The following is a 13,106-nucleotide window of genomic DNA, read 5'->3' as shown; positions in this document are numbered from 1 at the left end:
CGCCGCGGCCCGGTCACAGGTGCAGCTCGCCCGCGATGGTGGTGCGCGTGGCCCCGCCGACCCAGACCTGCGCGTCGGACCCCTGGCCCTCCAGGTCGACGTGCACGCGTCCGCGACGACCGATGGCGGTGCCCTGAGCGGCGACGTACGACGTGGCGAGCCCCTCGCCCAGCACCCGCTCCCCCAGCAACCACTGGGCCAGGCCGGCGTTGAGGCTGCCGGTGACCGGGTCCTCGGGCACCCCGATGCCGGGGCAGAAGGCCCGCACCTCCAGCGCCGCCTCCGAGCCGGTTGCGTGGGCGCCGACGACCCCGATCTCCAGGTCGTCGAAGGCCGACCAGTCGGGCCGCAGGCCGAGCACGGCGTCGGCGTCGCGCAGCAGCACCGCCACCCAGCCCGGCCCGTTGTCGACCCACGCCGCCGCGCGGACCTCGTCGGGCGCCAGGCCCAGCGCCCGGCGCACCCGCGCCAGGTCGGCCTCCTCGACCGGGCCCGAGCGCAGCAGCGGCGGGGCGGCGAAGGCCAGCCGCTCCCCGTCGCGGCGCACCGGCACCAGCCCGGCACCGCACTCCTGCACCACCGTCTCGCCCTGCGCGAGGCCGCCGGCCTCGAGCCAGGCGTGCGCCGAGCCGAGGGTCGGGTGGCCCGCGAAGGGCAGCTCCTCGCCCGGCGTGAAGATCCGCAGCCGGTAGTCGGCCGCCGGGTCGGTGGGACGCAGCAGGAACGTCGTCTCCGACAGGTTGGTCCAGCGCGCGAACGCCGCCATCTGCTCGGTGGTGAGGTCGTCGGCGTCGTGGACCACCGCAACCGGGTTGCCGAGCAGCGGCTCGGTGCTGAACACGTCGACCTGGCTCATCCGCACGCGCCGACTCTAGGTGTACCCGGCCATGAGGCCGGTGCGGACGGGTCGCTCAGCGGGCCAGCAGCGGTTCACCGTCGGCGCTGGAGACCCGCAGGTGGTCGGTGCACGAGCCCGAGCCGACGAAGCAGGTGCGCAGCAGCCAGCCGCGGGCCTCGGAGAGCCGGCGGAACTCGTCGGCGCCCGCCACCTGGGAGCCGTCGCCGATGACGTAGGTGATCGCGCCGGTCGTGCTGAACGCCGCGTCGAGGGCGATCTCGTCGGAGCGCACCCCGGCCGCTCGCCGGCGGCCGGTGGCGGTGTCGTGGACCCGCAGCGGGGCGTAGCGCCCGCCACCGACCCGGGTCAGGACGTAGCCGCCCCCGAACGAGAGCTGGGCTCCCACGCCGCGCCGGGTGCGCGGCGGGCCGAACGGCCCGTCGAAGGTGATCGAGCCCGGCGTGCCCTGCACCACCCGGGTCAACCCGTCGACGTCCAGCAGCGTGGCCGGCCCCGGTGACACGTCCTCCCGTCCCGCCGGGTCGTCGACGGGACGCCACTCGTGCGAGCCGGCTCCGTCGACGTAGTGCAACGTCGGGCCCTCCAGCGCCACCGGCCCCACCCCGGCCGGCGGCGTCTCGTCGTCGGTCCCGAGCCCCACCAGCACGCGGCGGCCGAGCTCGGTGCCGTCGCTCGCGTCGACGACCACCAGCTCGTCGCTGCCGGCCTCGACCCAGGCCACCCATCCCCGCTCCCGCTCGCCGACGAGCGCGGCGCCGGGGGCGGAGCGCCCCAGCAGCAGCCGCGCACCCGACGCGTCGGCGCGCACCACCCGGCCCTCGCCATCGCTGTAGACGGCCGCCTCGCGCACCGCGACCAGCCGGCGCACACCCGGCACGCCGAGCGCGCTGAAGCCGACCACGAGCTCGCCGGCGGCGTACCACGGGATCGGCACCGAGTGCTCGAGCTGGCGCACCCGCGCCGGGCCGACGACCTCCTCGACCTGCTCGGCCTCCGGCGGCTCCTCGGACCGCAGGCCGCGCCAGGTGGCCAGGCCCACCAGCAGCGCCAGCACCAGCGCCAGGACGAGCGGCCCCCGACGCGGCCGCCGGGGCGCCCGCAGCGCCGCGACCTCGGCGGCCGAGCGGCCCGCCACGGGCACGTCCGCGGCCAGCTCGCGCGCCTGCTGCTCCAGCCCGGGCGTCGCGGGGTCGCCCGGGCTGGGCCAGCAGCCCGACAGCGCCGCCACGTCCTGGTCGAGCAGCCCGACGAGGGCGGAGAGCACGAGACAGGCGCGACGACCGGGCTCGAGACGGTCGAGGCCCGGGGCCGCGGTGGCGGGCTCCTCGTGCCACCACCGCGTGCGGTCGCGCGCCCGCTCCTCGAGCAGCAGCCGCCACACCTCGGCGTCGGGGCCGGAGCCCTGCCGCACCTCGGCCCACGCGCGTCCGGCGCGCGCCAGGGCCCGGTCGGTCAGGGTGGCGGCGTGGCCCGGCGGGCTGCCCAGCACCGCCACCGCCTGCACCAGCCCGGGGCGCCTCGCGGCGACGTACGACGCGAAGTCCTGCTCGTCGGCCGCACGCACGGGGTGAGGGGTGGGTCAGGGATGCAGCGACATGGGCCCGTAGACCCGGCGCTCGAGCTCGAAGAGGACCACGGCGTCGACGCCGTCGTCGGCCAGGTCGGCGAACGCCTCGCCCACCCACGACTCCGCGTCGGCCTGGCTGGAGAAGCGCTGGCCGGCCAGCTCGCCCTCGACGCTGACCTCGTTGCCCTCGGCGTCCTCGAGGCGCCACCACCAGGGGCGCTCGGCGGGCGTGGGCGGACGGAAGGTCGGGGGCTGCTCGGGCAGGTTCATCAGGACTCCTTGACCGACGGGTCGACGAACGGGGGCTTGGTGAGCTGGAAGATCTCGCGACGGCCGCGGATGTCGACGCCGACCTCGGCGTCGGGGGCCACGCTGGCGGCCACCAGCGCCAGGCCCACGCCCTTGCGCAGGGTGGGGCTGAAGGTGCCCGAGGTGACCTCGCCGACCAGCACGTCGGCGGTGAGCGAGACGCTCATGCCGGGGCGCGGGATGCCGCGCCCGGTCGCGACGATGCCGCGCAGCACCCGCGCCGGCTTCTCGGCCCGCTCGCGCACCAGCACGGAGCGGCCCCAGAAGGCCGGCTTGTCCCAGCCGACCGCCCAGGCCATCCGGGCCTGCACGGGAGTCACGTCGAGCGAGATGTCCTGGCCGTGCAGCGGGTAGCCCATCTCGGTGCGCAGCGTGTCGCGGGCGCCCAGCCCGCAGGGCAGGATGCCGTGCTCGGCGCCCGCCTCGAGCAGGGCGTCCCACACCACGCCCGCCGACTCGTTGGGCACCAGCAGCTCGTAGCCCCGCTCCCCGGTGTAGCCGGTGCGGCACACCACGACCGTCGCGCCGGCGTACGTCGCCTCGACGAAGCTCATGTAGTCGTGGTCGACCGGCAGCCCCAGCGCGGTCATCACCTCGTCGCTGCGCGGGCCCTGCACGGCGAGCACGGCCAGGTCGCGGTGCCGGTCGACGACCTCGACCCCGTCGGGCGCCGACCCGGCGAGGCGGCGCACCACCTCGGCGGTGTTGGCGGCGTTGGGCACCAGCAGCACCCGCTCGTCGGAGTAGCGGTAGACGATCAGGTCGTCGACCACGCCGCCGGTCTCGTCGTCGCAGCACAGCGTGTACTGCGCCTGCCCGGGGCCGATCCGGTCGAGGTCGTTGGTCAGGCAGGCGTTGACGTACGCCGCCGCCCCGGGCCCGGTGACCTCGGCCTTGCCGAGGTGGCTGACGTCGAAGACGCCCACGCCCGTGCGGACCGCGGTGTGCTCGGCCACCACGCCGGTGGGGTACTCCAGCGGCATCTCCCACCCGCCGAACGGGGCCGTCTTGGCCCCCAGCGCCCGGTGGCGGTCGTGCAGCGGCGAGGTCAGCAGGTCGGCCATGGCGCGAACCTACCCCAGCGACGTCCGCGCGGGCGGGGGTGACGCGGGTCGCGCCACGGGGTGGTCGCGCCATGGTTAGTGTGGCGCGGTGACCTCGTTTACCTTGCGCAGTGCCAGCCCCGCCAAGACCAAGGCCGACGCCGTCGTCGTCGGTGTCGTGCAGAGCAGCCCCACGGGCCGCCGCTCGGCCAAGGAGACCGGCCCCCGCCTCGACCTCGCGCCCGGCGCGGAGGACGTCGCCAAGGCCTACGGACGCAAGCTGCGCCCGCTGCTGGCCAGCCTCGACGTCAAGGGCGCCGTCGGCGAGGTCACCCGCATCCCCACCTCGGGCGCCATCGGCGCCCCCCTGCTGGTCCTCGTCGGGCTCGGCAGCGACCCCCAGCCCGCCGACCTGCGCCGCGCCGCCGGCGCCGCGGCCCGCGCGGTGACCAACGCCGCCCACGTCGCGGTGGCGCTGCCGGCCGAGGCCCCCGAGCAGGTGCGCGCGGTGGCCGAGGGCTGGGCGCTGGGCGCCTACACGTTCACGACGTACAAGCAGGACACCACGCGCGACGACACGACAGCGGGCGAGGTGGTGCTGCTCAGCGGCGCCGCCCGCAAGAAGGAGGTCGTCACCGCGCTCGAGGAGGCCCAGGTCGTCACCCGCGCCGTCGCGGCCACCCGCGACTGGGTCAACACTCCCCCGGGCGACCTGCGCCCGCCGCACTTCGCCGAGTCGGCCCAGGCCCGCGCCAAGGAGCTCGGCAAGGGCCGCGGCGCCCCCAGGCTCACCCTGCGCGTGCTCGACGAGGCGGGGCTCGCCGAGCTCGGCTGCGGCGGCATCCTCGGTGTCGGCGCCGGCTCCTCCGCACCGCCGCGGCTGGTCGAGATCACCTACGCGCCCAAGGGCGCCACGACCCACCTGGCACTGGTCGGCAAGGGCATCACCTTCGACTCCGGCGGGCTGAGCATCAAGCCCGCCCAGGGCATGCACGAGATGAAGTCCGACATGGCCGGCGCCGCCGCGGTCATCCAGGCCACCTTCGCCATCGCCGAGCTCGGCCTGCCGGTCAAGGTCTCCTGCTTCGCGCCGATGGCCGAGAACATGGTCTCCGGCAACGCCACCCGGCCCGGCGACATCCTCACGATGTACGGCGGCAAGACCGTCGAGGTGCTCAACACCGACGCGGAGGGCCGCCTCGTGCTCGGCGACGCGCTGGTGCGCGCCACCGAGACCGACCCCGACCTGATCGTCGACGTCGCCACCCTGACCGGCGCCATGGTCGTCGCCCTCGGCAACAAGATGGCCGGCGTCATGGGTTCCGAGGACGTCGTGGCCAAGGTCGTCGACGCGGGCGCCAGCGCCGGCGAGCCGATCTGGGCGATGCCGATCCCCGAGGAGATGAAGCAGCGCGTCACCTCCAGCAAGATCGCCGACCTCGCCCAGCACGACTGGGTGCGCTGGGGCGGCGGGCTCTTCGCCGGCGCGTTCCTGCGCGAGTTCACCGACGGGCGCCCCTGGGCGCACCTCGACATCGCCGGGCCGTCGTACAACGCCGGCGGCCCCGACGGGCACCTGACCAACGGCGGCACCGGCTTCGCCGTCGCGACGCTCGTCGACCTGGCCCGCGGCCTGGCCTGAGCGCTCCTGCTGGGGCCGGGGCCGGCGGGACCTACGGGTCCTGCCGGCCCTGCTTCTTCATCCGGCTGTTGTAGTCGCGCATCCGCTGCGGGATGCCCACCAGCCCGGCGTCGTACGACGGCACCTGGAAGCGGTTGCAGAAGTCGTGCGCCCAGTCGATCGACGGCACCCGGCGCCGGGTCCACTCGCCGTCGTGGGCCACCAGCAGCAGCGTCACGTCGCTGACCGCCGTGCGGGGCTCGACGAACCCCTCGACCCCGCGCCGCTCGGAGACCCAGGAGCTGAGGTGCTCGCGGTCGACGGCGTCGGAGGCGCGCACCCTCGTCGAGCCGGTGCGCGCGGCGTCACGCGCCGGCTTGCGCATGCGCGGCTTCGAGCCCCGGCGGAAGCGGTCCATGAGTCCCATGGGGTCCAGTCTGCCAAGAGACCCGAGCCGATGACCCGAAGGGCGGTGTGGACACGCTCGCCGGAAGTGCAAGGATGAACCGCAGATCGTGATCACCCACGGAAGGACGACGGTGGCCGACACCGACTTCGACGTACTCATCCTCGGCGCTGGCTCGGGGGGTTATGCGTGCGCGTTGCGCGCCGCCCAGCTCGGGCTCAAGGTCGCACTGGTGGAGAAGGGCGACCTCGGCGGCACCTGCCTGCACGTGGGCTGCATCCCCACCAAGGCGCTGCTGCACGCCGCGGAGATCGCCGACTCGGCGCGCGACTCGGAGCAGTTCGGGGTGCGCGCCACCCTCGAGGGCATCGACATGGCCGGCGTGAACTCCTACAAGGACGGTGTCGTCTCCCGTCTCTTCAAGGGCCTGACCGGGCTGGTCAAGGGCCGCGGGGTCACCGTCGTCGCCGGCGAGGGCCGCCTGACCGGGCCCCGCGAGGTCACCGTCGACGGCACCGCCTACACCGGGCGCCACGTCGTGCTCGCCACCGGCTCCTACGCCCGCTTGCTGCCCGGCCTCGAGGTCGACGGCGAGCGCGTGATCACCTCCGAGCACGCGCTGCGCCTCGAGCGGGTGCCGTCGTCGGTCGTGGTGCTGGGCGGCGGCGTCATCGGCTGCGAGTTCGCGAGCGTGTGGCGCAGCTTCGGCGCCGAGGTCACCATCGTCGAGGCGCTGCCCCGCCTGGTGGCCGCCGAGGACGAGGCCAGCTCGAAGGTGCTCGAGCGGACCTTCAAGAAGCGTGGCATCAAGGCCCGCACCGGCACCCCCTTCCAGAGCGTCGAGACCACCGACACGGGCGTCGCGGTCACCCTCGAGGGCGGCGACGTGGTCGAGGCCGAGCTGCTGCTGGTCGCGGTCGGGCGCGGCCCGGTCACCGACGGTCTCGGCTACGACGAGCAGGGCGTCGAGATGGAGCGCGGCTTCGTGCGCACCGACGAGCGCTGCCGCACCAACCTCGAGGGCGTCTACGCCGTCGGCGACATCGTGCCCGGCCTCCAGCTGGCCCACCGCGGCTTCCAGCAGGGCATCTTCGTGGCCGAGGAGATCGCCGGCCTCGAGCCGACGCCGATCGACGAGACCGGCATCCCCCGCGTCACCTACTCCCACCCCGAGGTCGCCTCGGTCGGCCTCGACGAGGCGACCGCGCGTGCGACGTACGGCGACGACCAGGTCGAGACGCTGACCTACGACCTCGGCGGCAACGGCAAGAGCCAGATCCTCAGGACCCAGGGCTTCGTCAAGCTCGTGCGCCGCACCGACGGCCCCGTCGTGGGCGTCCACATGGTCGGCGACCGGGTCGGCGAGCTGATCGGCGAGGCCCAGCTGATCTACGGCTGGGAGGCGCACGCCGAGGACGTCGCCCCGCTGGTGCACGCCCACCCCACCCAGAACGAGGCTCTCGGCGAGGCCCACCTCGCCCTGGCCGGCAAGGCGCTGCACGCGCACTCGTGACGGGCTCCTAACCTGGAGCCCCCACACATCGCCACATCCGTCACACCCGCACCACCGAGCACCCCATCGAAGACCGCGAGCGAAGGAACTGCATTGGCCACCGAAGTCAACCTCCCGGAACTGGGTGAGTCCGTCACCGAGGGCACCGTCACACGCTGGCTGAAGCAGGTCGGCGACACCGTCGCGGTCGACGAGCCGCTGCTGGAGATCTCCACCGACAAGGTCGACACCGAGATCCCCAGCCCCGTCGCCGGCACGCTGCTCGAGGTCAAGGTCGAGGAGGACGACACCGTCGAGGTGGGCGCGCTCCTGGCCGTGATCGGTGACGAGGGCGAGTCCAGCGGCGACTCCGACGACACCGCCACCCCGGAGGCGCAGCCCGCCGACGAGGACGAGGCCGAGAAGAAGGCCGAGCAGGAGGAGGAGGTCGCCGAGGAGACCGGCGACCTGCCCCCCGGCGACGAGACCCCCGAGTCGGCCAAGTCCGGCTCTGACGACAAGCCGCTCGAGGAGACCGAGAAGCCGGCCGCCGCGACCAAGAAGTCCGGCGGCAGCGGCACCACCGTGACCCTGCCCGAGCTGGGCGAGTCGGTCACCGAGGGCACCGTGACCCGCTGGCTCAAGCAGGTCGGCGACGAGGTCGCCGTCGACGAGCCGCTGCTGGAGATCTCGACCGACAAGGTCGACACCGAGATCCCCTCCCCCGTGGCCGGCACCCTCCTCGAGGTGAAGGTCTCCGAGGACGAGACCGTCGAGATCGGCGCCGAGCTGGCCGTCATCGGCGACGGCTCCGCCGGCGACGCCGCGCCGGAGCCCGAGCCCGAGCCCGAGCCCGAGCCGGAGCCCGAGCCCGCCAAGGAGGAGCCGAAGCAGGAGGCCGCTCCCGCCCAGGAGAAGGCCCCCGAGCCGACCAAGGAGCAGGAGAAGCCCGCTGCCCGCGCCTCCGAGCCGGCCCCCGAGCAGCCTGCCCGCGAGAGCGGCTCGTCGGGTGGTCAGTCCTCGAGCGGCCAGGGCGACGGTCCCGGCTACGTGACCCCGCTGGTGCGCAAGCTCGCCGGCCAGCACGGCGTCGACCTCAACACCGTCACAGGCACCGGTGTCGGCGGGCGCATCCGCAAGCAGGACGTGCTCGAGGCCGCCAAGGCGAAGGAGGAGCCGGCCGCGCCGGCCGCCTCCTCGGCCCCGTCGCCGTCGGCCCCCGCGGCGAGCTCGGGCGGCGCCCCGGCGCCGACCAGCCCCTCGCCGCTGCGCGGCAAGACCGAGAAGCTCTCGCGGCTGCGCAAGATCATCGCCGCGCGGATGGTCGAGTCGCTGCAGGTCTCGGCCCAGCTCACCCAGGTCGTCGAGGTCGACGTCACCAACATCGCCCGCCTGCGCGAGGCCAACAAGGCCGACTTCCAGGCCCGCGAGGGCGTCAAGCTCTCCTACCTGCCGTTCTTCGCCAAGGCGGCGGTCGACGCGCTCAAGCAGCACCCCTCGCTGAACGCGACGATCGACACCGAGGCCGGCGAGGTGACCTACTACGACCGCGAGAACCTCGCGTTCGCGGTGGACACCGAGAAGGGCCTGATCACCCCGGTGGTCAAGGACGCCGGCGACCTGTCGATCTCGGGCCTGGCCCGCAAGATCGCCGACGTGGCCGAGCGCACCCGCACCAACAAGATCGGCCCCGACGAGCTGTCGGGCGGCACCTTCACGATCACCAACCTCGGCAGCGTGGGTGCGCTCTTCGACACCCCCGTGATCAACCAGCCGCAGGTCGCGATCCTGGGCCCCGGTGCCGTGGTCAAGCGTCCGGTCGTCATCGACGACCCCAACCTGGGCGAGACCATCGCGGTGCGCCACATGGTCTACCTGGCGCTGACCTACGACCACCGCCTGGTCGACGGCGCCGACGCGGGCCGCTTCCTGCAGGAGGTCAAGCAGCGCCTCGAGAGCGGCCAGTTCGAGGTCTGAGCCCCGCTCGCGGCAGCGCCGCGCACGCACGACCACCACGCCCCGCCCGGGCCTCCCGGGCGGGGCGTGGTGCGTGCGGCGCTCGGTCGGCACCTGGTCCTCGTCGCAGTGCTCGTCGCAGTGCTCGTCGCAGGGCGCCGCCACCCTGAAATGAAGAGGCGCCCGGGGGCCTCGAGGGCATAGCGTCGGGGGCACCGTGACGATGACCGATCTCGGCGCCCACCCCGCGCCGCTCCAGACCCCTCCGCCCACCGACCCGCCGGCGCAGCGACGACCCGTCGACTGGCGCCGGATGCGCAGCCCGTGGGCGGTGCTCGCCCTGCTCGGCTCGCTGCTCGGCGCCATCGGCACCGCGGCCGGCTCGGCCGTCGCCGGCCGCCTGGCCGAGGACGCCAGCGTCGCCCTGGTCTGGCTGCTGGCGCTGTGCGTGGTCGGCGCCGCGGTGCTCGACTCGCTCGGTCGCACCGTCTGGGCCGGCGTCACCGACCGCGCCGAGGGCCAGCTGCGCGCCGACCTCCTCGACGCCGCGATGCTGCAGCCGCTGGCCGCGCTCGACGAGCAGGCGGTCGGCGAGGTGCTCGACCGGGTCGACGACGACACCCACGAGGTCGGCTCGCTGCTGCGCCAGAGCGTGTGGATGGCCATCCGCACGCTGCTGGCCTCCGGGCCGCTGTGGCTGGTCGCGGGGCTCACCTGGTGGCCGGCGTTCATCCTGTTCCCGCTGGCCGGGGTCGCCGCGGTCGCGGTCGTGCGCCCGCTGCTGCCGCAGATCTCCGAGCGCAAGGTCGTCGAGGAGATCGCCTGGACCGACCACGCGGCCGCCATGGAGGAGGGCGTCGCCGCCCGCGACGACCTGCGCACCTCCCTGGGCCAGGCCCACCTCGTACGCCGCTGCACCGAGCTCGCGGCGACGGTGCACGCGCGCTTCGCCGAGGTCCTGCAGCTGGAGAGCCAGGTCGGGCGGCGCACCGGCACGCTGCTGCACGGCATGCTCGCCGGCACCGCCGTCGTCGGGGTGGCCCTGGTGCTCGGCGACCGGCTCGGCACCGCCGCGCTGGTCACGCTGTTCCTGGTCACCACCACCTTCGTGGGCCAGGTCGACCAGCTGGCCCGCCAGCTGCCCGACCTGCAGGCCGGCTTCGGCGCGGTGCTGCGCCTGCGCCAGCTGATGGGCGCCGAGGCCGAGCCCACCGGCGGCGAGCCGCTGCCCACCGGGCCGCTCGACCTCGAGCTGCGCGACCTGCACTTCTCCTACGGCACCGGGCCGTTCGCGCTGCAGGGCGTCGAGCTGAGGGTGCCCGCGGGCACCACCTGCGCGCTCGTGGGCCGCACCGGCTCGGGCAAGTCGACGCTCGCCTCGCTGGTCTCCCGCGCCGTCGACCCCGAGCCGGGCAGCGTGCTGCTGGGCGGGCGCGACGTGCTCGACCTCGACCTGCAGGCGCTGCGCAGCGCGGTCGGGGTGGTCACCCAGCGCACCGAGATCCTGGCCGGCACCCTCGCCGAGAACATCGCGCTCTTCGCCGACGGCTCGCGCGCGGCCGTCGAGGGCGCCGTCGCCGAGCTCGGTCTCGACAGCTGGGTCTCCGGCCTGCCGCAGGGCCTCGACACCCCGCTCGGGCCGGGCGGCACGACCCTGTCGTCCGGCGAGGAGCAGCTGGTCGCCTTCGCCCGGCTGCTGGTGCGCGACGTGCGCGTGGTGGTGCTCGACGAGGCCACCGCCCGGATGGACCCCGTGACCGAGGCCCGCGTCGTGCGCGCCGCCGACCGGCTGCTCGCCGGCCGCACCGGCCTGCTGGTGGCCCACCGCCTGAGCACCACCGAGCGGGCCGCGCAGGTGGCCGTGCTCGAGGCCGGCCGGGTGGTGCAGCAGGGCCCGCGCGCCGCGCTCGCCCGCGAGAGCGGGGCGTTCCGCGACCTGCTCGAGGCCTCCGCGCACGAGCAGTCGCACGAGCACGACCACGACGACACCCACGCCGCGGCACACCAGGCCGCGCGCGACGCCGACCTCGGCAGCACGCGGCGTACGGGCGAGGCGCCGGCGCAGCCGACCCTGCGCGCGCTGCCCAGCCTGACCCGCACCGTGTGGAACGCGCTGCTGGTCGAGCCCCGGTGGGGCCTGCTGGGCGCGCTGCTCTTCACCTTCTCGGCCACCACGGGCGCCTTCGGCGCGGTCACCGGCTGGATCTGGGGCCTGCTGGTCGAGGACCTGCAGCAGGGCGGGCGCCCGTGGGGCCTCGTCGGCGCGCTGGTCGTCTCGCTGATGGTCGCGCCGCTGCTGCTGGCGTGGGCCTTCAAGGTCTACCCGCGCTGGTGGATCGCGGTGATGCTGCGGGTGCGCGCCACGGTGCTGCAGGGCCAGACCGAGCAGCAGCGGCTCGTCCGGACCCCGCCGGGCGAGGTGGTGGCCCGGGCGATGGACGCCGACCGGCTCGCCCGGTACGCCGACCGGTGGGTCGACTTCGTCAACGGCCTGGTCATCGTGGCGCTGACCTCGGTGCTGGCCCGCAGCCTGCTCGCCGGCGCGGTGCTGCTCGCGGTGATGGTCACCTCGGCCCTGGCCTCCTCGCTCGGGCGCCGGGTCGCCGGCCGCTCGGCCGCGGCCTCGTCCGCGGCCCGCGCGCGCTTCGGCCGCTCGCTGGTCTCGGCGCTGGAGTCGGTGCGCACCGTCAAGCTCGCCGCCGCGACCCCCGACGTCCACCAGCACCTGCGCGACGTCGACCACGGTCGCGTCGAGGCGGCGGTCAAGGAGCACCGGGTGCAGGCGCTGCTCGACGGCGTGCCGATCGTGATGGTCCAGCTGGGCTTCGTGGCCGCCTGGGCGGTCTACGTCGCCGGCGGCTGGGGGCTGGCCACCGCACTGCTGGTCGGCAACGCCGTCGCCGGCTTCGACTGGTTCGGCCGGGTCGCGGGCTCGGTGGTGACCGAGGCCCCGGGCACCCGGGCGTGGCTGCACGAGACCAGCCGCCTGGCCGGCGGTGGCGACCTGATGGCCGAGCCGCCCGGCGTCGACCTGGTCGCCGGGGACTCCCCCGCGCCGGCCGTGCCCGCCCGGGAGGCGCTGCACACCCTCGAGGTGCGTGGCCTCAGCGCGGTCCACGACGACGGCACGGTCGGTGCCCACGGCATCGACCTGCGCGTCGAGCGCGGCGAGCTGGTGCTGCTGCTGGGCCAGGTCGGTTCCGGCAAGTCCAGCCTGCTCTCCGCGCTCGCCGGGCTGGTGACCACGCGCGGCGAGGTGCGCTGGAACGACCGGGTGCTCGCCGACCCCGAGACCGAGCTGCGCCCCGGCCGGGTCGCCCACGTGGCCCAGGTGCCGCGGGTGCTCTCGGGCACCTTCCGCGACAACATCCGCCTCGACCACCCCGACCGGCAGGTCGAGCCGGCGGTCGCCGGCGCCCGTCTGGAGCGCGACGTGGCCGAGGCCGGGGGCGCCGACTCCCTGGTCGGGCACCGCGGCGTACGGCTGTCGGGTGGGCAGGTGCAGCGGGTGGCCCTGGCGCGCGCGCTGGCCTGCGACGCGGAGGTGCTGCTGGCCGACGACGTCTCCTCGGCGCTCGACGCCGCCACCGAGATCGAGCTGTGGGAGTCGCTGCGCGAGCGCGGCACGACCGTCATCGGCGCCACCTCCAAGACCGCCGCCCTGGCCCGCGCCGACCGGGTCGTGGTGCTGGTCGACGGCACCGTGGCCGCCACCGGGCCGTGGTCGCAGCTGGCCCCCCGCTGGCGCCACCTCGCCGGCTGACCCCCTCGCCGACCCGGCCAGAATCTCGCGCTGACCCGGCCTGAATCTCGCGTCGAGTCGGCCCGAACCTGCCCACGGGAGGTTCGGGCC

9 protein-coding genes are annotated in these 13,106 nt (G+C 75.1%); 4 read left to right on the top strand and 5 right to left on the bottom strand.

Annotation, left to right across the window (positions count from 1 at the left end; all coding sequences use genetic code 11):
- Nucleotides 1–13: 13 nt before the first annotated feature.
- The 4 genes from ABKW28_RS17755 to gcvT are packed head-to-tail and all read right to left on the bottom strand — an operon-like array spanning nt 14 to nt 3,799.
- The gene (locus ABKW28_RS17755; protein WP_193669397.1) at nt 14–856 is read right to left on the bottom strand and encodes a PhzF family phenazine biosynthesis protein; all 843 of its coding nucleotides are present in this window, start codon (nt 854–856) and stop codon (nt 14–16) included.
- Nucleotides 857–911: 55 nt separating this feature from the next.
- Nucleotides 912–2,423, bottom strand: coding sequence for a hypothetical protein (locus ABKW28_RS17750; protein ID WP_348612084.1), 1,512 nt, complete (start codon nt 2,421–2,423; stop codon nt 912–914).
- Between the two features lie 15 nt (nt 2,424–2,438).
- Nucleotides 2,439–2,696 (bottom strand): hypothetical protein, encoded by a 258-nt coding sequence (locus ABKW28_RS17745; protein ID WP_193669269.1) that lies wholly within the window; start codon nt 2,694–2,696, stop codon nt 2,439–2,441.
- Complete coding sequence (gcvT, locus tag ABKW28_RS17740; RefSeq protein ID WP_348612081.1) at nt 2,696–3,799, bottom strand: glycine cleavage system aminomethyltransferase GcvT; 1,104 nt, start codon at nt 3,797–3,799, stop codon at nt 2,696–2,698. The genes ABKW28_RS17745 and gcvT overlap by 1 nt, the downstream gene beginning before the upstream one ends.
- Before the next feature lie 88 nt (nt 3,800–3,887).
- Between gcvT and ABKW28_RS17735 the strand changes: the two genes are divergently transcribed.
- Complete coding sequence (locus ABKW28_RS17735) at nt 3,888–5,420, top strand: leucyl aminopeptidase (RefSeq protein ID WP_348612078.1); 1,533 nt, start codon at nt 3,888–3,890, stop codon at nt 5,418–5,420.
- Nucleotides 5,421–5,451: 31 nt separating this feature from the next.
- On the opposite strand, the gene ABKW28_RS17730 is transcribed toward ABKW28_RS17735, so the two are convergent.
- Nucleotides 5,452–5,826 (bottom strand): hypothetical protein, encoded by a 375-nt coding sequence (locus tag ABKW28_RS17730; protein ID WP_227491812.1) that lies wholly within the window; start codon nt 5,824–5,826, stop codon nt 5,452–5,454.
- Nucleotides 5,827–5,938: 112 nt separating this feature from the next.
- Here ABKW28_RS17730 and lpdA point away from each other — a divergent pair, with 112 nt between their 5' ends.
- From lpdA to ABKW28_RS17715, 3 genes are all read left to right on the top strand, one after another.
- A complete protein-coding gene (gene lpdA / locus ABKW28_RS17725; protein ID WP_348612108.1) occupies nt 5,939–7,318 on the top strand; it encodes a dihydrolipoyl dehydrogenase in 1,380 nt (459 codons plus the stop codon).
- Between the two features lie 93 nt (nt 7,319–7,411).
- Nucleotides 7,412–9,274: a 2-oxoglutarate dehydrogenase, E2 component, dihydrolipoamide succinyltransferase gene (gene sucB, locus ABKW28_RS17720; RefSeq protein ID WP_348612075.1), complete on the top strand. Its 1,863-nt coding sequence runs from the start codon at nt 7,412–7,414 to the stop codon at nt 9,272–9,274.
- Between the two features lie 202 nt (nt 9,275–9,476).
- A complete protein-coding gene (locus tag ABKW28_RS17715; RefSeq protein WP_348612106.1) occupies nt 9,477–13,016 on the top strand; it encodes an ABC transporter ATP-binding protein in 3,540 nt (1,179 codons plus the stop codon).
- Nucleotides 13,017–13,106: the final 90 nt, after the last annotated feature.

It is taken from the genome of Nocardioides sp. 31GB23 (genome assembly GCF_040012395.1).
In the GTDB taxonomy this organism is placed as follows: domain Bacteria; phylum Actinomycetota; class Actinomycetes; order Propionibacteriales; family Nocardioidaceae; genus Nocardioides; species Nocardioides salarius.
The sequence above is the reverse complement of the archived record's forward strand: the minus strand, read 5'-3'. Positions and strand labels throughout refer to the sequence as shown.

What these genes read in the sequence shown, in the direction of transcription:
- ABKW28_RS17755 (WP_193669397.1), bottom strand. Translation starts at nt 856, where the DNA reads ATGAGCCAGGTCGACGTGTTCAGCACCGAGCCGCTGCTCGGCAACCCG.
- gcvT (WP_348612081.1), bottom strand. Translation starts at nt 3,799, where the DNA reads ATGGCCGACCTGCTGACCTCGCCGCTGCACGACCGCCACCGGGCGCTG.
- ABKW28_RS17745 (WP_193669269.1), bottom strand. Translation starts at nt 2,696, where the DNA reads ATGAACCTGCCCGAGCAGCCCCCGACCTTCCGTCCGCCCACGCCCGCC.
- ABKW28_RS17730 (WP_227491812.1), bottom strand. Translation starts at nt 5,826, where the DNA reads ATGGGACTCATGGACCGCTTCCGCCGGGGCTCGAAGCCGCGCATGCGC.
- ABKW28_RS17715 (WP_348612106.1), top strand. Translation starts at nt 9,477, where the DNA reads ATGACCGATCTCGGCGCCCACCCCGCGCCGCTCCAGACCCCTCCGCCC.